Genomic DNA, 20,669 nt, shown 5'->3' on the forward strand with positions numbered 1-20,669 from the left:
TATTAAAATATTGGACACAAGCTTAAGGAGTTGTCATGAACCACCCTTCAGAATTGAAGTATGCACGCACACATGAGTGGGTAAAAATTGAAGGTGATCTTGTTATTACAGGAATTACCGACCATGCACAAGATGAACTTGGAGACTTGGTGTATGTTGAGACTCCGGAAGTTGGCAGCAAAGTAACAGCCGGCGAACAAGCTGGAGTAGTTGAATCAGTTAAAACGGCCTCTGATATCCACGCCCCTGTATCTGGTACTGTAGTAGAAGTAAATACAGACCTTGAAGATGATCCGGATTTCTTAAATGAAGATCCATATGGCAAGGGATGGATTTATAAAATCAAGCCAGACAACATGGCAGACGTTGAAAAACTATTAACAAATGCAGAATATGAAGCTGGTCTATAAAAGTTAGCAACGCTTTCAGTATTTGATAAAAACCAGTTTACTTTTAAACTGGTTTTTTTATATATGTATAAAATAGATACAAAAATGGATGCGTAGGATCAATAACATGACAAGACTTGTTGTATTTTCCGGTGCAGGTATGAGTGCAGAAAGTGGAATTAGTACTTTTCGCGACAGTAATGGCCTATGGGAAAATTATGATATACAACAAGTAGCCACTCCAGAAGCTTGGAACAAAAACCCGGCTTTAGTCCAACGGTTTTATAACGAACGCCGTAAAAATATTTTAGAAGCTCAGCCAAATGAAGCTCATCAGTACATTGCCAAACTACAAGCTCATTTTGATGTACAGGTTATTACGCAAAATATTGATGATTTACATGAGCGTGCTGGTAGCCACAGCGTCTTGCATCTACATGGTAATATTCGACTAGCAAAAAGCTCGGGACCAGATGCACAATATACAACTCAGTTTTATGAGATTAATGGTTGGAAGTTAGATTTAGAACATGACTTTTGCCCGAATGGTTATCCACTTCGTCCTCATGTAGTTTGGTTTGGTGAAGCAGTTCCAGCATTTGAAGAAGCCATCAAGCAAGTACAGGAAGCAGATATTTTCATTGTTATTGGTTCAACCTTAAGTGTTTATCCTGTTGCTGCTTTAGTTCATGAAATTCCTAATTACACTGAAGCCTACTATATAGATCCCCAAGCAGATCATTCTCGTGTTCCATCTCAATATAAACTATTAAATATGACAGCCACAGAAGGTATGAAAGAGCTATTTCATCAGTTGACGAACTGATATTTTCATAGTTTTTACTGCAGATTTCGTCTTTAGAGTAGTCCCTTCATCTAAAATTGATTTAAAAATACTCAACTCATATCAATTTTTCTTGTAGTGAATATATTGTCATTGCTAATTTTGTAACCAAACATGCTATTTTATTCTCAAAATTTACCATTTCTATAATTTTTGAAAGTTTATAAGAATTATGCATACCCTATAAGATATTGATTAAGATTAATTTAATTTATAATGTAACTAGAATTACATTGGTTTACATAAAAATACATAAAATACATCACAAAGATAACAGAGCAAAAAAATTCTTTTGTGGTTGAATCTCAACCTCTTGAAATGCCGTACAAGAAAACAGCGACCTGGATTAGGTTACAATCACGGATTATGGATATAAGGACACACATCCATTATGAGTTATTTTGATCCCACCCTCATCATGTTTATGGTGTACATCGTAGCAATGGTACTTATTGGCTTATTCGCCTACCGTGCTACAAGCGACTTCTCTGATTATATTCTTGGTGGTCGTAGTTTAGGCAGTTTCGTTACTGCATTATCCGCAGGCGCATCAGACATGAGTGGTTGGTTACTCATGGGCTTACCAGGAGCTATTTATCTTTCTGGTTTATCTGAGGCGTGGATTGCAATTGGTCTAATTATCGGTGCTTGGCTTAACTGGTTACTGGTTGCTGGTCGATTACGCGTTCATACTGAAATCCAAAATAATGCACTCACTCTGCCCGACTATTTTACAAGTCGATTTGATGACCAGAAAAAGATTCTTCGCATTTTCTCTGCCGTTATTATCTTGGTTTTCTTCGCAATTTACTGTGCCTCAGGTATGGTAGCTGGCGCACGTTTATTTGAAAATTTATTTGGTATGTCATATACCACCGCAGTCTGGTTAAGTGCTATTGCAACAATCAGTTATGTTTGTATTGGTGGGTTCTTAGCCATTAGCTGGACCGATACTTTCCAAGCTGGCTTAATGATTTTTGCTCTTTTACTCACCCCAATCGTAACTTACCTTGCAATTGGTGATACGACTCACTTTGTAACGCTCATTGAAACTGCTCGTCCGCATGCATTTAATATTGTTTCAGATTTAAGTGTGGTGGCTGTTTTATCCTCCATGGCATGGGGCTTAGGCTATTTTGGTCAACCGCATATCCTAGTACGTTTCATGGCCGCTGATTCTGTAAAATCAATTCCTGCTGCTCGTCGTATCGGCATGACTTGGATGATTTTATGTTTAGTTGGTGCTGTTGGTGCTGGTTTCTTCGGTATCGCATATTTTGAGCAACACCCTGAATTAGCAGCAGTTGTAAACAAAAATCCTGAAACTGTATTCATGGAATTGACTAAAATTTTATTCAATCCTTGGATTGTGGGTATCATTTTGGCTGCAATTTTAGCTGCTGTTATGAGCACGCTAAGCTGTCAACTTTTAGTATGTTCAAGTGCTTTAACTGAAGATTTATACAAAGGTTTCCTTCGTAAAAATGCATCTCAAAAAGAGCTTGTGTGGGTTGGTCGAGTTATGGTTCTTGCGATTGCAGTTCTTGCAATTGTGCTTGCAGGTAATCCAGACAGTAAAGTTCTTGGTCTTGTTGCCTATGCATGGGCTGGTTTCGGCGCTGCATTTGGTCCGCTTATTATCTTGTCATTGTTCTGGAAACGTATGAATTTACAAGGTGCTTTAGCGGGTATGATCGTTGGTGCTGTTGTAGTGATTGGCTGGAAGAATCTTTTCGCAAGTACTGGTGTTTACGAAATTATTCCTGGTTTTATTCTTGCATTTATCAGCATTATTGTAGTGAGTCTTTTAACTAAAGCGCCAAACACAACAGTAACTGGACGCTTTGAAGAAGCAGATGAACTCTACAAAGAAAGTGTATAAAAATGAGTAAAATAAAAAGGGGCTTCGGCCCCTTTTTATTTGCTTTTAGTTTTGATTTTAATTTTTGAAGTATCTTTGACTACTTGCATTACAGGGTAACTACGGGTTTCTTTTACCCCTGGTAATTGCCATAGTACCTGCCCAGCAATACGTCTAAACTCCTCCATGCTGCCACTTCTTAACTTAATTAAGAAATCAAATCCGCCACTCACCATATGGCATTCAACGATTTCTGGATAATGCACGACAGCATCAATAAACTCGTCTAAAACGTTAGGTGTTGTTTTATCAAGCAAGACCTCTACAAACACTAAAAAATTTGCATTCAGTTTGATTGGATTCAATTTTGCTTCATAGCCCAAGATGAATTCATCTTTTGTTAACTTCTGCACCCGAGCCATAACAGCGGTTGGAGATAAGTTCACCATTTCGGCTAATTTACTATTAGAAATTCGCCCATCTGTTTGAAGAATATCCAAAATTTTTAAATCAGTGCGATCAAGGCTTAATAATGGGCCATTCATCTGAATTTTCCTCTAAAAAATAGGCTAAATATAGTGAGTTATTCGGTGTTTCTTCTGTAATCATAAATTATCTAAACCTCTCTACTCAAGATGAGTTTATGAGAGTCGGTTGTCGGAAATAGATATGAACACAATGGATACTTTTCATCAAATGGATAAATCTCACCAAGGCTATATCACCGAATTCAATGATAAAAGTGAGTTTGAACAACGCATTAATACAGCTTGGCGTCGTGCTGAACCGGAAGCTGTAGAAGAGCTATTACAAGCTGCTGCGGTATCTGATGATTTAGATCATAAAATTTATGAACTTGCATTTAATCTTGCCCATAACTTACGTGAACGTAAAACCTCTTCAGGTAAAGCTGGTATTGTTCAAGGGTTATTACAAGAATTCTCTCTTTCTTCTCAAGAAGGCGTGGCGCTTATGTGCCTCGCTGAAGCTTTGCTTCGTATTCCAGACTCTGCAACACGTGATTTGCTTATCCGAGATAAAATCAATCAAGGTAACTGGAAAGAACACGTTGGTCAAAGTAGCTTAATGTTTGTAAATGCTGCTGCATGGGGCCTTATGTTAACTGGTAAGCTTATGGAAACCCCAAAGCAAACCAGTCTTTCAAGTGTACTTACTGGCCTTTTAGCCCGTAGTGGACGTGGCATTATTCGTAAAGCAGTTGATGTTGCAATGCGTATGATGGGTGAACAGTTTGTAACTGGGGAAACTATTGAAGAAGCTGTAGACCATGCGAAAGTGCTTGAAGATAAAGGCTTCCGCTATTCGTACGACATGCTAGGTGAAGCAGCTTTAACTGACCATGACGCTGAACGCTACTTTAACGATTATACGCAAGCTATCCATGCAATTGGTAAAGCGTCTAATGGTAAAGGTGTTTATGATGGCCCAGGTATTTCAATCAAGCTTTCTGCTTTACATCCTCGCTATCAACGTGCGCAAATTGAACGTGTTCATCAAGAACTTTACGGCAAAGTATTTGAACTCGCTCGTTTAGCAAAACACTACAACATTGGTTTAAATATCGATGCTGAAGAATCAGAGCGTTTAGAAATTTCGCTTGAGTTACTTGAACGTCTTTGCTTCGAGCCAGAACTAGCCAACTGGAAAGGTATTGGATTCGTTATTCAAGCTTACCAAAAACGCTGCTTCTTTGTAGTTGATTATATTATTGATCTTGCTAAACGCAGCCAAAAACGCCTCATGATTCGTCTTGTAAAAGGCGCATATTGGGATAGCGAAATCAAGAAAGCTCAAATCGAAGGTATGGATGACTACCCTGTCTTCACGCGTAAAGTACATACAGATTTATCTTATATTGCTTGTGCTAAAAAATTACTTGCAGCCCCTGAGTTCATCTATCCACAATTTGCAACTCATAATGCTCAAACATTGGCAACGATTTATCATTTAGCTGATCCAAGTAAATATTATGCTGGTCAATATGAATTCCAATGCTTACATGGCATGGGTGAACCACTTTATGAACAAGTTGTGGGTCCTCGCGAGCAAAATAAATTAGGCGTACCATGCCGTATTTATGCTCCGGTTGGTAACCATGAAACTTTGTTAGCTTATTTAGTTCGCCGTTTACTTGAAAATGGTGCGAATACTTCATTTGTTAACCGTATTGCCGATAAAACACTTAAAGTTGAAGATCTCATTCAGTCTCCAATTTACGATATACGCAATACTGCTAAACTTGAGGGTTCAGTTGGTTTAAAACACCCATCAATTCCTCTTCCTTTAGATATGTATGGGTCACTTCGTAAAAACTCTAAAGGCTATGATTTAGCAAATGATACTCCACTTGCAGCTTTAGATAACACAGCTCAACAACTTCGTAACCGTGTTTGGCAAAGCCATCCTTTACTAGGAAATAACGCTTCAACAGAACAACGCCATTCTGTTGCAATTACAAACCCAGCACAAAATGATGAAATTGTTGGGTATGTACAAGAAGCTGATCTTAATGATGTAGAAATTGCATTGAATGCAGCTGAACAAATACAAATTGAATGGGCAAATACACCTAAAGATCAACGCGCACAATATTTAAAACGTGCAGCTGACCTTATGGAAAGCCGTATTCAAGAGTTAATGGTATTACTTTGCCGTGAAAGTGGTAAAACTTATGCGAATGCCATTGCAGAAGTTCGTGAAGCTGTAGACTTCTTACGTTACTACGCAACTCAAGTTGAGAGTCTTCCTGCAAATACAACGATTCAGCCGCTTGGTACTGTACTTTGTATTAGTCCATGGAACTTCCCTCTTGCAATTTTCTCTGGTCAAATTGCTGCAGCATTAGTCAGTGGTAACTGTGTTATTGCAAAACCTGCTGAACAAACACCATTAATCGCGGCTCAAGCAGTGCAAATTTTATGGGAAGCTGGTATTCCACATGGTGCTGTACAGTTATTACCTGGCCGTGGTGAAACAGTAGGTGCTCAGCTTAGCCAAGATCGACGCATTGATGGCATCATGTTTACTGGCTCAACTGAAGTTGCAAAAATTTTGCAGAAAACAGTTGCAAAACGTTTGGCTGCTAATGGTCAATCTATTCCTCTCATTGCAGAGACTGGTGGTCAGAATGCAATGATTGTGGACTCATCTGCTTTAACGGAACAAGTTGTACTTGATGTTGTAAGTTCTGCATTTGATAGCGCAGGTCAACGTTGCTCTGCTTTGCGTATTTTATGTGTACAAGAAGATAGTGCTGCAACCGTTATTAAAATGCTTAAAGGTGCAATGCAACAGTTAATTGTTGGTAACCCTGCTATTTTAAAAACGGATATTGGCCCTGTTATTGATGAAGAAGCAAAACAGACAATTGATCAACATATCCAAAAAATGAAGTCTAAGGGCTATCCAGTACATCAACTGATGTTTGGTGCAACTAACCAAAATGAATTGAGCAAAGGAACTTTTGTTGTACCGACAGCAATTGAGCTACCTAACCTCGATGACTTACAACGCGAAGTTTTTGGACCTGTTTTACACATAATTACCTATAAGTACGGCGAGCTTGAACAACTTATCTCACGTATTAATGCCAAAGGTTATGGTTTAACAATGGGTCTGCATACTCGTATTGATGAAACCATCCAAACCGTTATTCAACATGCTGAAGTTGGTAACCTTTATATCAACCGTAATATTGTTGGTGCTGTTGTTGGTGTTCAACCATTTGGTGGTGAAGGTTTATCTGGTACAGGTCCGAAAGCTGGTGGCCCGCTTTATATGTATCGCTTAATGCAAAATTGTTCAAATAAAGTATTGGCAACACCATTTGCTATGAAAAATGAACAAACTGCATATGAAGGCTTTAACCGAGAGGTTTATCAGAGCTTACAAAACTGGGCGAAAGAGCATTTATCTCAAGCAAATCGTGATATTGAACCATTTGGTGTAGGCAAGTTTTATGAGTTACAAGGCCCTACTGGGGAAAGTAACCAATATATTATTTTACCGCGTCACCGTGTGCTTTCAATTGCTGACACTGAAGAAAATCAATTGCATCAATTGCTCGCAATTTTTGCAGTGGGTAGCCAAGCTGCTGTAATGCCAAATAGTCCATTGTTGGTAAAACATAAACAAACGTTGCCAAAAGATGTACTTGATGCAATTACTACAGTTAAAAACATTACGTCAGATAATTTTGATGCTGTTTTACATCATGGCAATCGTGAAGAGGTTCTTTCATTACAGCAAGAAATTGCTAGCCGCTCAGGCGCAATTGTTGGCATTACACATGTTGAATCAAATGAATCGATTCCACTTGAACGTTTAGTAATTGAACGTGCAATTAGTGTGAATACAGCCGCTGCTGGTGGTAATGCAAGCTTAATGACTATGTCTGACTAACGCCTAATTTATTTAAAAAGCCCAAATCTCAGTATTTGGGCTTTTTTGTTTAATGAAGTAATCTATTTTTAAATATATAAATTTTATAGATTAGAGAGTTTCGTAGTGATCTTTTTAGAATCAGAGCAATATCAACAAAAATGTATTCAACTTTTTAATTCATATAAAAAAGATATTTCCACACTTCTCCCATTTGCCAAAGTTGAGCATATAGGTTCTTCTGCAATACCTCATGCAATTTCCAAAGGTGATCTAGATATTTATATCGAAGTTATGCCTGAGCAATTTGAATTCGCAATAAACCAGTTAAAAACACTTAATTTTATAGAGAAACAAAATACGCTTAGAACACAAGAGCTTTGCATGCTCGAATCACTGAACAACGATGATGTTGCATTTCAAGTTGTAGTAGCCAATTCAGTATTTACGTTTTTCTTAACATTTAGAAATAAGCTTATAGACTCACCAAAGCTCGTGAATGCATATAATCAACTAAAATTAGAGTGTAGTCATTTAGACCATGATCAATATAGAAAAGTAAAATCAGATTTTATTCAAAATGTCTTAAATCATCTCTAATTTAAGTACCCTATTTGTTTATGAATATCTGAGTAAAATTGGCTCCTGCAAGCGCGTTTTTTTTGGTACCATTCACTATTTGATTCTGTTTAAATTTTCTTTGTCTATGACCACTTCTTATCGTCAACAACTTCAAGCTAAAATTGATCGCATTACTACTCAATTTTCTGAATTTACACCGCCTAAATTAGAAGTGTTTGAATCACCTGAACAACATTTCCGTATGCGTGCTGAGTTTCGGATCTGGCATACAGAAAATGATATGTTTTATGCCATGTTTGAACGTAACGATGAAGACAAGCAAAAAACAGTTGTTCGCATAGACGAGTTTCCTATTGCTGATAAAAGCATTAATGATTTAATGCCGAAACTTTTGGAAGAACTTAAAGCAGAAGATAAGCTTTCTAACCGTATATTTGAAGTGGATTTCCTCGCAACACTAAGTGGGCAAATGCTAGTTACTCTAATTTATCACCTTAAATTAGATCAGGAATGGGAACAAGCAGCTAAAGCACTTGCTGAAAAACTAAATATTAAAATTATGGGCCGTAGCCGTGGCCAAAAAATTGTGATTGGCGACGACTTTGTTGTAGAAGAATTTGAACTTTTAAATCGTACATTCAAATATAAACAAATTGAAAGTAGCTTTACCCAACCTAATGCTCAAGTTTGCAAAAAAATGCTGCAATGGGCATGTGATGCAGCGGAAGGTTCGAAAAAACATTTATTAGAACTTTATTGTGGTAATGGTAACTTTACCCTTCCGTTATCACTAAAATTCGAACGCGTACTTGCTACAGAACTTGCTAAATCATCAGTCTATGCCGCTCAATGGAATATTGAACAAAACCAGATCGATAATATTCAGGTAGCTCGTCTATCGGCTGAAGAGTTTACTCAAGCATATCAAGGTGAGCGTGAGTTCCGCCGTCTACAAGAAGCAAATATTGATATTCAGAGCTATGACTTTGACACGGTATTCGTAGACCCTCCGCGTGCCGGAATTGATGATGAAACTTTAAAACTTTTACAAGGTTTTGAGCGTATCATCTACATTTCATGTAATCCCGACACCTTATATGAAAACTTAAAAATGCTGACAAAAACTCATCAAGTGACTAAGTTTGCTTTGTTCGATCAGTTTCCTTATACACATCATGTCGAGTCAGGTGTATTACTTGAGAAGATTTAAACAAAATTTTTCAATGTAACCAAATTTTATAAGGAGATTAAATATCTCCTTATTTTTCAATACATTTCATATAAGCACTTAAATTTTTAAAAAATATCAAGTCATCTATTCGTCATAATTTCGTTTAACTCAACCATTGCTATCGAAAATTCTTGAGTTCAACTGGTGGATTTATCACATATAGAGTCTTGTATTTTAATTTAAATTGGCTATATTTCGAGCTATGTTAGGTTGTATATGAAGGCTCTATGAGTTTTTGGCAAAAGCTGTTCTTAGCAGATCAACAGCATAACGAGCATAAGAATCAAACTGCTTGTGTTGAAAATGACTGCTCATGTAAAACTAATGAACAACTTCTAAGTGCGCTTGCACAAGCAACAGATGAAGATGTCATTATGGGAATAAAAAAAGTTCTTATTTCCCGTGGGTATAGCCGAAAAGAGTTAAATGAACTCATTCAAAAACCATCTATTCATTAATAATAAAGCCAGTCTTGTACTGGCTTTTTTGCATTTCATTTGACTGTACAATTTTTGCGACTAACCACACCAATAATTGGCCCCATATAAAATTTTCTATCATTACGGTTATTTTTTTTCAAATAAAGACTAGATATAGAACCATCAAGATAAAGAGCTTGTTCTACTTTTAAATTCTTTTGGAAAAATTCAGCAAAATTATAAAAATTCACTCTATTTTTAGAAATTACAAAATAAAGCTTATTATTTTTTATACCCACCCCATTTCGTATTTTCTTTGAATCGCTATTTGCTAGAAACAAGGGATTTAGTTTTCCATTAATCACCAACATTGGACCAGATTGTGTCGCATAATCCGGTTGAAAAGCCTTTGCTTCATATTGTTCAGTTGTCCATATAACAGCTTGTCTTTTATTCCATGCAAAAACTCCGTTAGGCTGTAAGAAGAAGTTCCCCCACCCTTTATCCTGATTTAAAGGTTGGATCTCTTGCCCTTCTTCGATATATAGGCCTACAGGTGAAAAGCCTGAATGAAACATCCCTCCGTTCATTGCAAAAGTAAGTTGTTCACATGACTTGAGCTGGTACTGAATATTATCGAAACTTTTATAATATTCATTCGTTTGTGGCTTCTTCAGAAATAGACGTAATTGATTTAAATTAGAAATTTCAATAACTTCAAATTGATCATCCGTATCATTTTCAATTTGTCGATGCTCTAATGCTAAAGCAGACTGCACAAAGACAAAAAAGTTTATAATACACAGTATTACTATTTTCATTAACGATGAATCTCATAAGTCATTTTATGTTTATAAAATACACTTTATTAAATTAAAAAAGGTTTCATAAGATGTATATCCGAAAGTCGCTTATTCCACCTAATCAATACACTAGGACACAATCATATTCGCTATAATGCTCAAAGCTTTTAATAAAAGTGATTAAAACTTTATCGGATCAGCGTGAATATGCAACAAACAAATAAACGCTACCCTTTAGGGGCCCATCTTATTGTAAAACATCTCGGTTATAGCCATCATGGTATTTACGCTGGGAGAGGTCGAGTTATTCATTATTCAGGCCTAGCACATTTTATAAAAAAGCGTCCCATTGAAATCACTTCAATAGATGCCTTTTCTCACGGCAAAAAAATTCATGTACGTTCTTATGATGCTCCACGCTACAAAGGTAAAGTTGTTGTACGACGTATGCGCTCACGCATGCACGAAAATCATTATCATTTGATTATTAATAATTGCGAACATTTATGTAGTTGGGCAATTACAGGCATTGAAAGCAGTACTCAAGTTGAACGCATGATGCATCGTCTAACTACAATAGGCTATGTAAGTTCAATTATGAGTTATATGAATGGCATGATGCTGACGGTAGCAACGACCTGCTTTGCTCTTGTTCTCTATATTAAAAAGAAATTACGTGATCAGGCAAAAATGAAAGTCCCGACATATCAATTTTTAAGAGAAAAAGCAGAGAAAAGAAAGATTGATCCTGCTCAACCTTTAGTTTTTATAGAATCAGATAAAAAAGAACCCATCTAATTAAAAAAGTCCTCACAATTGAGGACTTTTTAGAAAACTCACAACTTATTTTTTAGCTGCCGTTGCTTCAGTCGTAATGTTTACAGTGATCTTATCACCTACATTCGGTACATAGCTGCCTAGACCAAACTCTGAACGATTGAATGAAGTTGTCGCATTGAAACCAATTGCAGGAACTTTTGCCATTGGATGTTCGCCCTGTTTATTTAAAACAGCATCAAGTACAACTGGCTTAGTTACACCCTTAACAGTTAAGTCGCCAGTAATTTTGAAATGCTTTTTGTCTTTAGTTTCTACTTTCGTACTTTTGAAAGTAATATTTGGATATTTAGCTGCGTTAAACCAAGCTTCTTGTTGGAATTCTTTATCTAAAGCAGGTACGTTTGTATTTACGCTGCTTAAAGGGATTGTAACATCTACAGAAGAATTTGCTGGTTTAGCATTATCAACTTTGATTACACCTTGGATGTCTGAGAAGTTAGCACTTGGTGTTGAAAAACCAAAATGATTCCATGAAAAAACAGTAGCTGTGTGCGTTGGATCAATTTTATAGTCCACTGGAGCAGCCAAAGTAACTGTACTTGCCAATGCTACTGCTAAACCGAAGCTTAATGTTTTAAGATGCATTTTCGTATCCTTTATTGATATAGTCGTTAGTGTATACATCAAGTAATTTAATTCACTATTCTTTATAAAACGATATGTTTCATCCATGCAACAATAAAAGCGTTACAGTTGTTATTCAAAACCCATATTATAAAGTATAGATATTTTTCTATCCGAAACCTTCAGATTTATTGGTTTTTACTTCGATTTTATTGATAAATAACAAGGTAAAACATGGTTAACACAGTCCAAGCACAAAGCACTTCTATTCCTTACCGAGTAACACTTACTGATCCATCTGGTCATCAATGGTTTGGAGATGAACCAACTGATAAAGGTGGACAAGATACAGCTCCAAATCCAGTTCAGCTTTTACTATCGGCTTTAGGTGCCTGTACCACCATTACTTTAGAAATGTATGCAAGTCACAAAGGGATTAAGCTTGAGCATGTACAAGTCGATTTAGCCTTAAATCCAAATGGTGATCCGGAAGCAGGCACAAATAACATTGAGCGTAAAATCACACTTAAGGGTGATTTCACCGAAGACCAACATAAACGACTACTCAAAGTTGCTGAAAGCTGCCCCATTCATAAGTTATTGACTTCGAATATTTCGATTCAGAGTGAATTAAGTATTGAGTAAGTGGTCCTTCCTTACACTAAATTTCAATCACATCCGTGTGCCATTCCAATGAGCCACTCATTGAAATATCTATTGCTAGGTCGACAATATTTGTGAGCTCATTTGGAATAAATGAATATAAATTTTCCCCATCGAAATGAATCCAAAATTCAGGAGGTGGTGTATCAGAGCCATCTATAAAACCACCTGTTTCTTTTTCACCTAAACAGTCAAACATTGATGAGTGCACATCAAATGCTAATATTTTGCCCTTTAACTTCGCGCAACTTGGTATGTAATGATATTTAACCCGAGCTTGAATAGTCTCTTCAAAATAAGTCTGCGCACGATAAGCATAATCGCCACCAAATGCTGAGTCACCATTTTCATGTTTGAAACTTTCCTTTAATGCGCGAAATAAAAAATTATATTGTGCACACTGCCAAAACATTTCTTTTTTATTTAAATTTTTCAAATAGCCATATTTAATATCATTTAAGATGTCTTCAAAAACACGAAGTTCAAATTCTTTTCTCATCACAATCTCTTAATCTTTCAAGTTTCAATGAAGTAGCAGTGATTTAATTATCATAAAAAAAGCGCCCCAATCAGAGCGCTTTTTTATACTACTTAATTAGATTAAGCAGTCAATTCTTTAACCGCAGCTACTACAGCTTCAGTTGTAATACCAAAGAATTGGAACAAGTCTTTCGCTGGTGCTGACTCACCATAAGTTGACATACCAATTACTTTGCCATCAAGACCAACAAACTTCCACCAGTAGTCAACATGAGCTGCTTCAACTGCAACACGTGCACGTATATGAGCAGGTAATACAGCTTCACGATATGCAGCGTCTTGTTTCATAAACTCTTCTGCACATGGCATAGAAACTACACGCACACCGTCAAGTTGAGCATAAGCTTCCATTGCTAAAGAAATTTCAGAACCAGTCGCAATAATAATTGCTTTAAGCTCACCTTTTTCTTGAGCAAGAACATAACCACCTTTTGCTGCATTCTGAATTTGTTCTTCAGTACGCGTTTGGAATGGCAAGTTTTGACGAGAGAAAATAAGTGCTGTAGGGCCATCTTTACGCTCTAAAGCAGATTTCCATGCAATTGCTGTTTCAACAGTATCGGCAGGACGCCAAGTATTTAAGTTTGGTGTACCGCGTAAAGAAGCAATTTGTTCAATTGGTTGGTGTGTTGGACCATCTTCACCTAAACCAATTGAGTCATGTGTATAAACATGAATTACACGTTGTTTCATCAATGCAGACATACGCACTGCGTTACGTGCATATTCCATAAACATTAAGAATGTTGCCACGTAAGGAATAAAGCCACCGTGCAATGCAACACCATTCGCAATTGCAGTCATACCGAACTCACGCACACCATAGTACACGTAGTTACCAGCTGGGTTTTCTTGAACACCTTGGCAACCTTTCCAAAGCGTTAAGTTAGAACCAGCTAAGTCCGCAGAACCACCCAATAATTCAGGTAATAAAGGACCAAATGCTTGTAATGTGTTTTGGCTTGCTTTACGAGTTGCTACAGTCTCAGCTTTAGCATTTGTTTCGCGAATAAATGCATCTGCTTGAGCTGAAAACTCTGCTGGTAAATCACCGCTAATACGACGAAGTAACTCAGCTGCTTCTGTTGGATATTTTGCTTGGTATTGAGCAAATACTTCATTCCAAGCTGCTTCAACTTCATTACCTTTTGCTTTAGCATCCCATGCAGCATATACATCAGCAGGAATAACAAATGCTTCTTCTGTCCAGCCTAAAGCTTCACGGGTTAAGGTAATTTCATCTTTACCTAATGGTGCACCGTGACAATCTTCTTTACCTTGCTTGTTTGGAGAACCTAAACCAATAATTGTTTTACAAATAATGATCGTTGGTTTTTGAGTTTCAGCTTTAGCTTCAACTGTTGCTTGACGAATAGCATCAGCATCATGGCCATCTACACGAAGAACTTGCCAGCCGTACGCTTTGAAACGTTCTTCAGTGTCATCACTGAACCAACCTTCTACTTCACCATCAATCGAAATGCCATTGTCATCATAATAAGCAATCAATTTACCAAGCTGTAAAGTACCTGCTAATGAACATACTTCGTGAGAAATACCTTCCATTAAACAGCCGTCACCCAAGAAACAATAAGTGAAGTGATCAACTACTTTTAAATCATCTTTATTGAACTGAGCAGCTAAAGTTTTTTCAGCCAACGCAAAGCCAACAGCATTTGCAATACCTTGACCTAAAGGACCAGTAGTTGTTTCGATGCCTGGTGCATAACCATATTCAGGGTGACCAGGAGTTTTTGAGTGTAATTGACGGAATTGTTTTAAATCTTCAATTGAAAGATCATAACCTGTTAAATGAAGCAAAGCATATTGCAACATTGAACCATGGCCATTTGATAAAACAAAACGGTCACGGTTTGCCCATTGTGGATTAGTTGGGTTGTGATTTAAAAACTCGCGCCAGACGACATCAGCAATATCTGCCATCCCCATTGGAGCACCTGGATGCCCTGAGTTTGCCTGTTGCACAGCATCCATTGCCAATACACGAATTGCGTTTGCAATACGACGTTCGTTTAAAGGGGTCGTCATAGATCAGAATCCAATTTTAATAGATTGATGAAAAGAAGAAGATGAATAACCATTCAGTGCCGCTATATTGTCTTAAAAAAACGCCTATGGGTAAACCCCAACACTGTATATTTCTTTATTTTTAACCGTTTCTTGGTTACTCAAAAAACATTTAGATTCTTAAGTTGCATAAAACAATGCATTTTATAGTTCCTCTTTAATCAACAATTGTAGACGTTTGATGACTATAATGAGCATATAAAGATGAATTTACGTATGCTATTTATACTTTTCCACTTCACAGTGCAAATTTTATTGATTAATATTTCGCAAAATCAAATGTTTAAAATTTAAACGACTATAAGCAGCTCTTGTTTAAAAACAATTAATTTTCAACCTACTATATCAATTTCGCTGATACACTTATCAATTAAAACATAGTAGAAATGAAATAAATTCATGCTTTTTAGTCAGTATGAACTAGTCCTCAAGCTCAAGTCGATGTAACATATTATGTCTTTTTGAAATAACCAAGATAGGACTTTCATGCGCGAGTACGCTGTTTTTACCTCGGAATCTGTAAGCGAAGGTCATCCCGATAAAATGGCCGACCAAATTAGCGACGCTATTTTGGATGCAATCTTAAAAGAAGACCCATACGCACGTGTTGCTTGTGAAACACTGGTAAAAACAGGCGCTGTTGTACTTGCAGGTGAAATCACAACTACTGCGAATATTGATGTAGAAGCTGTTGTTCGCCAAACTGTTAACGGTATCGGCTATCACCACTCAGATTTAGGCTTTGATGGTTCAACTTGTGCAGTGATTAATATGATTGGTAAACAATCACCAGAGATTGCTCAAGGTGTAGACCGTCAAAAACCTGAAGATCAAGGTGCCGGTGACCAAGGTTTAATGTTTGGTTACGCAAGTCGTGAAACTGACGTGCTTATGCCAGCTCCTATTTCTTATGCACATCGCTTAATGGAACGCCAAGCTGAACTTCGTCGTTCAGGCGCATTACCATGGTTACGTCCAGATGCAAAAAGTCAGGTTACTTTCGCATATGAAAATGGCAAACCTGTACGTTTAGATGCAGTAGTACTTTCTACTCAACATGACCCTGAAATTACTCAAGCTCAGCTTAAAGAAGCTGTAATTGAAGAAATTATCAAGCCAATTATTCCTGCTGAAATGTTCCATGCAGCCACTAAATTCCACATTAACCCGACTGGTATGTTCGTTATTGGTGGTCCTGTAGGTGACTGTGGTTTAACAGGTCGTAAAATCATCGTTGATACTTACGGTGGTATGGCTCGTCACGGCGGTGGTGCCTTCTCTGGTAAAGATCCATCTAAAGTAGACCGTTCAGCTGCATATGCTGGTCGTTATGTGGCTAAAAATATTGTTGCCGCTGGTCTTGCTGACAAATGTGAAATTCAGGTGAGTTATGCAATTGGTGTTGCAGAGCCTACTTCTATTTCAATCAACACTTTTGGTACTGCAAAAGTTTCTGATGAGTTAATTATCCAATTAGTACGTGAACATTTTGATTTACGTCCATTTGGTATTACTCGTATGCTTAACTTGATTCAGCCAATGTATAAGCAAACAGCTGCTTATGGCCATTTTGGTCGTGAAGGTTCAGATTCTGCATTTACATGGGAAAAAACTGACAAAGTTGAAGTACTTAAAGATGCTGCGGGCCTATAAGCCTCATATATTAAAAGCCCGCTTAATGCGGGCTTTTTTATTATTTTTATATGCTATTAAAATTAAACAATAAGCTTTTCGATACACTTTGTTTAAAGGTATTTAGCAACAACTTAAGTCATACTACTGTTTAGTGGTCTTATCATCTTCATTTAGCACGTCCAACAAAGTCGACTGCGTAGGTGTATCTTGATGATTTTGAATATAAATATGAACAACTTTAAATACAACAACCACAGCCAGACATGCCATCACACAGAACATCCATAACCCATACGGGCTTCGAATATGGTGTGAACCACAATATGGACATGATTTGTCAGTTGATGCCACGACTTTGTCACAACATGCACAATGATATTGATATAGCATAGGTAACCCTCCTTCCCTCACTTCAACCGTTGTTGTTTTAATAGGTTTGCTACAATTTTTACTTTATACATCCTTTATATTTATCCTATGTGAAATGAAAAGAGAATTCAATCTGAATGAACAATGCGTTCATTTTAAAAATATTTAATTTATACAATGAGATAAATTAAATATTATTTTTTATGTACTATTTTTCTTATTTTGATATTTTGCTGAATTTGCTAAAATGCATAAATAGTTTATTTTCTAGGCCAGTCTATGTCACACACACAGCTCATTAATAAAGGTGGCTTTCGTGAAAGAGCCAATAGAAGCCGAAAATATCAACAATCTGAAAACAAACAAACAGCCCTACCTTCAAATAAATATCAGCCTCAGACGAAGTTAGAAGAAAATCCAACTGCAATAGCTCAAGCTGGAACAGATAATACTGATTCTTCAAATTCATAATCGATAGAATATAAAAAAGGCCTAAACATTTAAGATTTAGGCCTTTTATCTTTTATATAAGGAATTAATTAATCCTTATTTTTATGTTCAATTTTCTTATGGTCTGGAGTAACTTCTCGTGCTTCACCATCAATAATGCTTGAATCTCCACGGTATGGGCTACCACCTTGTGGGTCCTGCATATCCTGCATTTGACGCATTAAATCAGCAAATGGATTTTGACCACCACCTGCACCGCCCATGCCACCCATCATTTTTTCCATCATGGCTTGCTGACGCTTCGCAAGTGTTCTCATTGCGATATTACGGAACGCAGTTTGCACGCCCGGAATTAGAATTAGAAGCGCTAAAACATCTGATACCAACCCAGGCACCATCAATAAAAAACCTGCAAAAGCATATGCTAGTTTTTTAGTCACGGTCGGATCGCTACCTAATTGTCCAGTCATCTGCATTTGTTGTAATTGCGGCATAATACCAGCCGTACTCTTACGAATAAGCGTTAGACCAATAAAGAAAGCAATAATGAACCAGAAGAACACATACCATCCACTGATGAACTGCGCTACGCCAATCCATACGGCAATTTCAACAATCGCGCCCAGAACCACAATAAGAAGTAAATTCATGTAAAACTTTATCTATCTCAAAAAGAAAATTCATTGCAGATTTCACTATCTAACCTATGAACCCTTTTCAATTGAAAAAAAGGTTGAATAGATTGTAAAGCTTAGACAATATTTTCTTGTAACTTAACTAAAATCGTCGCTAAGCCCAAACTCTGCAATACTATCAATAAGACTGATTTCAAATTAATAAAATAGCCATACTTCATTATTAATGAGTGCTATAAAAACTTTATCAAGTGTTTTTTCTACAAGATTGCAATTTTTTCTTAAATTAACCCCTTTTGTCAGGTTAAATGCTTAGTTTTATACGAAAAGAGATTACTTTGTAAAAGTTTAGAAAAATTAAGTATTCTATATATCTCCCGTATGACCCAGATCAATTATCTAAAAATTGATCTGAGTCATTGTGTATCCAAGACTTTTATAATTTAGCCATCAATAGGTTCAAATGGGGTATTTAAAATTAACTGATAAAAAGCAGCGTCTAACCATTGTCCAAATTTAAAACCTACCTGTTTAAAAGTACCAGCATGTGTGAATCCCATTTTTTCATGGAGGCCTATACTCGCTTGATTTGTCGCATCAATACACCCAATCAGTACATGAAGCTGGTCTTCTTGAGCTCGCTGAATTAACGCTTGCATTAAAACTTTACTCAGACCAGCACCACGATGTTCATGATGTATATAAATACTATGTTCAACTGTATATTTATAAGCTGGAAAAGCTCTGAAAGTTCCCCAACTAGCAAATCCTAATAATTTACCTGATTCATCTACCACACCAATAATAGGGAAACCGTTTTCTCTTTTTACAGAAAACCATGTTTTCATTGAATCAAGCGAACGCGGCACATAGTCATATAGTGCTGTTGAGTTAATAATCGCATCATTCAAAATCTCTAAAATAGCCACAGCATGTTCTGCTTCATTACAGTCAATTAAACGAAAACTAGAATCGAGGGAATAGTTCATAAAGCTTCCTTAGGAGCAGACACGAGTTGATTAGAGACAACTAAAATATAACGTGCGACTTGAGATGAATTGTTACTGTATATAACAGGTTGATCTAGTTGCATAGCCAAGCAATCGCCTTGGCCTAATGCATAAGAATTTTTTCCTAATTGAATATCAATTTGCCCTTCAACTACCCAAAGTTGCTGTTGTACCACTTTAGAGCTTTCACTAATTTCATAAGTAACTCGAGAATGAGGCGGGAACTCAATTTCAACAATCTGAAATGGTAGCTTCAAATTGGGTGGCGAAACGGTACGGCGAATATAGCCAGTTTCCGGATCTCGCCATTCAGCTTGTTCATTTCGGTGAATAACCGGTTGAGGAGATGGACTACTTATTTCATTGATAAAAATTTGGGTTAAAGGTACTTCAAGTCCATTTGCTAATTTTTCAAGCACAACTGCTGTAGGACTTGTTTCCCCTCTTTCAATTAAAGAAATAGCTGAACGGCTAACTTGGCATCGAGTGGCAAGCATCTCTAATGTATATCCACGCGCTAAACGTAACTCTCGTATTCGATGTGCAATCCTGATATTGATATCATCCATCGAGTAAACTCAATTCCATATTTATAGATAAGTATTCCATTAAAATAGAATTACATCAAATCATTTCACATTATGGTTTATAAGTATTTGTAGAGTTTTAAACAATTAAAATTAGACCAGTTAAACCCGAAAAATAACTATTTACAGCAGCATTCTTTAAATTACGCATGCAGAACCGTTTTGGCTATGTAACAATACTCTCTAAACTAATTATATAAGTCTTCACATGGCATTGATTATTGGAATTGACCCAGGTTCACGCTTAACAGGTTATGGAATCATTGAAAAAGATGGTAGTAAACTGCGTTTTGTCGATGCTGGTACAATCCGAACAGAAACTCAAGAAATGCCAGAGCGCTTAAAGCGCATTTTTGCTGGCGTCGAGCGAATTGTGAAATTTCACGGCCCTACTGAAGCTGCGGTTGAACAAGTTTTTATGGCTCAAAACCCAGACTCTGCCTTAAAACTAGGACAAGCCCGTGGTGCTGCCATAGCTGCTTTGGTTAATTTAGATTTACAAGTTGCAGAATATACTGCCCGTCAAATCAAACAATCTGTAGTGGGTTATGGCGCTGCCGATAAAGAACAAGTACAAATGATGGTTATGCGATTACTTAATCTGACCATTAAACCGCAATCCGATGCAGCCGATGCCCTTGCAGCAGCGATTTGCCATGCTCATGCATCAGGAAGTATGAGTAAACTTTCGGTCTTAAATGCTTTAGGTGGTATGGCACGTGGACGAAGTCGCTCGAGTAGCCGTAGACGTTAAAGCT

At 37.0% G+C, this 20,669-nt stretch carries 21 protein-coding genes; 12 read left to right on the forward strand and 9 right to left on the reverse strand.

The window, feature by feature from the left end:
• The first annotated feature begins 35 nt into the window (after window positions 1–35).
• The 3 genes from gcvH to putP all read left to right on the forward strand — a co-directional run bounded on the left by gcvH (window position 36) and on the right by putP (window position 3,115).
• Complete coding sequence (gene gcvH, locus ACLCEG_RS02490) at window positions 36–410, forward strand: glycine cleavage system protein GcvH (protein WP_410565508.1); 375 nt, start codon at window positions 36–38, stop codon at window positions 408–410.
• Window positions 411–507: 97 nt separating this feature from the next.
• Window positions 508–1,215 carry an SIR2 family NAD-dependent protein deacylase gene (locus tag ACLCEG_RS02495; RefSeq protein WP_410566539.1) on the forward strand — a complete coding sequence of 236 codons (708 nt, stop codon included), beginning with the start codon at window positions 508–510 and terminating at the stop codon, window positions 1,213–1,215.
• A 409-nt stretch (window positions 1,216–1,624) separates the two neighbouring features.
• Window positions 1,625–3,115 (forward strand): sodium/proline symporter PutP, encoded by a 1,491-nt coding sequence (putP, locus tag ACLCEG_RS02500; protein ID WP_410565511.1) that lies wholly within the window; start codon window positions 1,625–1,627, stop codon window positions 3,113–3,115.
• A 35-nt stretch (window positions 3,116–3,150) separates the two neighbouring features.
• On the opposite strand, the gene ACLCEG_RS02505 is transcribed toward putP, so the two are convergent.
• On the reverse strand, window positions 3,151–3,639 hold the full coding sequence (locus tag ACLCEG_RS02505) for an Lrp/AsnC ligand binding domain-containing protein (protein WP_004702048.1): 489 nt from the start codon (window positions 3,637–3,639) through the stop codon (window positions 3,151–3,153).
• Between the two features lie 124 nt (window positions 3,640–3,763).
• Here ACLCEG_RS02505 and putA point away from each other — a divergent pair, with 124 nt between their 5' ends.
• The 4 genes from putA (at window position 3,764) to ACLCEG_RS02525 (ending at window position 9,766) form a co-directional block, all read left to right on the forward strand.
• Entirely contained in the window at window positions 3,764–7,516 is a 3,753-nt protein-coding gene (gene putA, locus ACLCEG_RS02510) for a trifunctional transcriptional regulator/proline dehydrogenase/L-glutamate gamma-semialdehyde dehydrogenase (protein WP_410565514.1), read from the forward strand.
• A gap of 105 nt (window positions 7,517–7,621) precedes the next feature.
• Window positions 7,622–8,095 carry a GrpB family protein gene (locus ACLCEG_RS02515; protein ID WP_200001955.1) on the forward strand — a complete coding sequence of 158 codons (474 nt, stop codon included), beginning with the start codon at window positions 7,622–7,624 and terminating at the stop codon, window positions 8,093–8,095.
• Between the two features lie 106 nt (window positions 8,096–8,201).
• Window positions 8,202–9,287 (forward strand): tRNA (uridine(54)-C5)-methyltransferase TrmA, encoded by a 1,086-nt coding sequence (trmA, locus tag ACLCEG_RS02520; protein ID WP_410565518.1) that lies wholly within the window; start codon window positions 8,202–8,204, stop codon window positions 9,285–9,287.
• A 248-nt stretch (window positions 9,288–9,535) separates the two neighbouring features.
• Complete coding sequence (locus tag ACLCEG_RS02525) at window positions 9,536–9,766, forward strand: hypothetical protein (protein WP_002050077.1); 231 nt, start codon at window positions 9,536–9,538, stop codon at window positions 9,764–9,766.
• Between the two features lie 35 nt (window positions 9,767–9,801).
• Here ACLCEG_RS02525 and ACLCEG_RS02530 read toward each other — a convergent pair whose 3' ends face one another.
• Window positions 9,802–10,548: a phosphodiester glycosidase family protein gene (locus ACLCEG_RS02530; protein ID WP_410565521.1), complete on the reverse strand. Its 747-nt coding sequence runs from the start codon at window positions 10,546–10,548 to the stop codon at window positions 9,802–9,804.
• 189 nt (window positions 10,549–10,737) lie between these two features.
• On the opposite strand from ACLCEG_RS02530, the gene ACLCEG_RS02535 reads away from it, so the two are divergent.
• Window positions 10,738–11,328: a lecithin retinol acyltransferase family protein gene (locus ACLCEG_RS02535; protein ID WP_039255209.1), complete on the forward strand. Its 591-nt coding sequence runs from the start codon at window positions 10,738–10,740 to the stop codon at window positions 11,326–11,328.
• A gap of 45 nt (window positions 11,329–11,373) precedes the next feature.
• Here ACLCEG_RS02535 and ACLCEG_RS02540 read toward each other — a convergent pair whose 3' ends face one another.
• Window positions 11,374–11,955, reverse strand: a complete 582-nt coding sequence (locus ACLCEG_RS02540; protein WP_019458961.1) for a YceI family protein — start codon at window positions 11,953–11,955, stop codon at window positions 11,374–11,376.
• 213 nt (window positions 11,956–12,168) lie between these two features.
• Between ACLCEG_RS02540 and ACLCEG_RS02545 the strand changes: the two genes are divergently transcribed.
• Complete coding sequence (locus ACLCEG_RS02545) at window positions 12,169–12,579, forward strand: OsmC family protein (protein ID WP_198071160.1); 411 nt, start codon at window positions 12,169–12,171, stop codon at window positions 12,577–12,579.
• Between the two features lie 16 nt (window positions 12,580–12,595).
• Here ACLCEG_RS02545 and ACLCEG_RS02550 read toward each other — a convergent pair whose 3' ends face one another.
• Window positions 12,596–13,096, reverse strand: a complete 501-nt coding sequence (locus ACLCEG_RS02550) for a hypothetical protein (RefSeq protein WP_410565525.1) — start codon at window positions 13,094–13,096, stop codon at window positions 12,596–12,598.
• Between the two features lie 101 nt (window positions 13,097–13,197).
• Window positions 13,198–15,186 carry a transketolase gene (gene tkt / locus ACLCEG_RS02555; protein WP_410565528.1) on the reverse strand — a complete coding sequence of 663 codons (1,989 nt, stop codon included), beginning with the start codon at window positions 15,184–15,186 and terminating at the stop codon, window positions 13,198–13,200.
• Window positions 15,187–15,711: 525 nt separating this feature from the next.
• Here tkt and metK point away from each other — a divergent pair.
• Window positions 15,712–16,878 carry a methionine adenosyltransferase gene (gene metK, locus ACLCEG_RS02560; protein WP_004702069.1) on the forward strand — a complete coding sequence of 389 codons (1,167 nt, stop codon included), beginning with the start codon at window positions 15,712–15,714 and terminating at the stop codon, window positions 16,876–16,878.
• 123 nt (window positions 16,879–17,001) lie between these two features.
• On the opposite strand, the gene ACLCEG_RS02565 is transcribed toward metK, so the two are convergent.
• The gene (locus ACLCEG_RS02565) at window positions 17,002–17,250 is read right to left on the reverse strand and encodes a hypothetical protein (protein WP_216985175.1); all 249 of its coding nucleotides are present in this window, start codon (window positions 17,248–17,250) and stop codon (window positions 17,002–17,004) included.
• A 258-nt stretch (window positions 17,251–17,508) separates the two neighbouring features.
• Between ACLCEG_RS02565 and ACLCEG_RS02570 the strand changes: the two genes are divergently transcribed.
• Complete coding sequence (locus ACLCEG_RS02570; protein ID WP_004702073.1) at window positions 17,509–17,700, forward strand: hypothetical protein; 192 nt, start codon at window positions 17,509–17,511, stop codon at window positions 17,698–17,700.
• Window positions 17,701–17,768: 68 nt separating this feature from the next.
• Here ACLCEG_RS02570 and ACLCEG_RS02575 read toward each other — a convergent pair whose 3' ends face one another.
• The 3 genes from ACLCEG_RS02575 to ACLCEG_RS02585 all read right to left on the reverse strand — a co-directional run bounded on the left by ACLCEG_RS02575 (window position 17,769) and on the right by ACLCEG_RS02585 (window position 19,893).
• Entirely contained in the window at window positions 17,769–18,329 is a 561-nt protein-coding gene (locus ACLCEG_RS02575) for an FxsA family protein (protein ID WP_410565531.1), read from the reverse strand.
• 428 nt (window positions 18,330–18,757) lie between these two features.
• On the reverse strand, window positions 18,758–19,303 hold the full coding sequence (locus ACLCEG_RS02580) for a GNAT family N-acetyltransferase (protein WP_410565534.1): 546 nt from the start codon (window positions 19,301–19,303) through the stop codon (window positions 18,758–18,760).
• Entirely contained in the window at window positions 19,300–19,893 is a 594-nt protein-coding gene (locus ACLCEG_RS02585; protein ID WP_410565538.1) for a helix-turn-helix domain-containing protein, read from the reverse strand. Before ACLCEG_RS02585 ends, ACLCEG_RS02580 begins: the two co-directional genes overlap by 4 nt.
• Window positions 19,894–20,119: 226 nt before the next feature.
• Between ACLCEG_RS02585 and ruvC the strand changes: the two genes are divergently transcribed.
• A complete protein-coding gene (ruvC, locus tag ACLCEG_RS02590; protein WP_002121356.1) occupies window positions 20,120–20,665 on the forward strand; it encodes a crossover junction endodeoxyribonuclease RuvC in 546 nt (181 codons plus the stop codon).
• The last annotated feature ends 4 nt before the right edge of the window (window positions 20,666–20,669 follow it).

It is taken from the genome of Acinetobacter sp. H1(2024), assembly GCF_046557555.1.
In the GTDB taxonomy this organism is placed as follows: Bacteria; Pseudomonadota; Gammaproteobacteria; order Pseudomonadales; family Moraxellaceae; genus Acinetobacter; species Acinetobacter seifertii.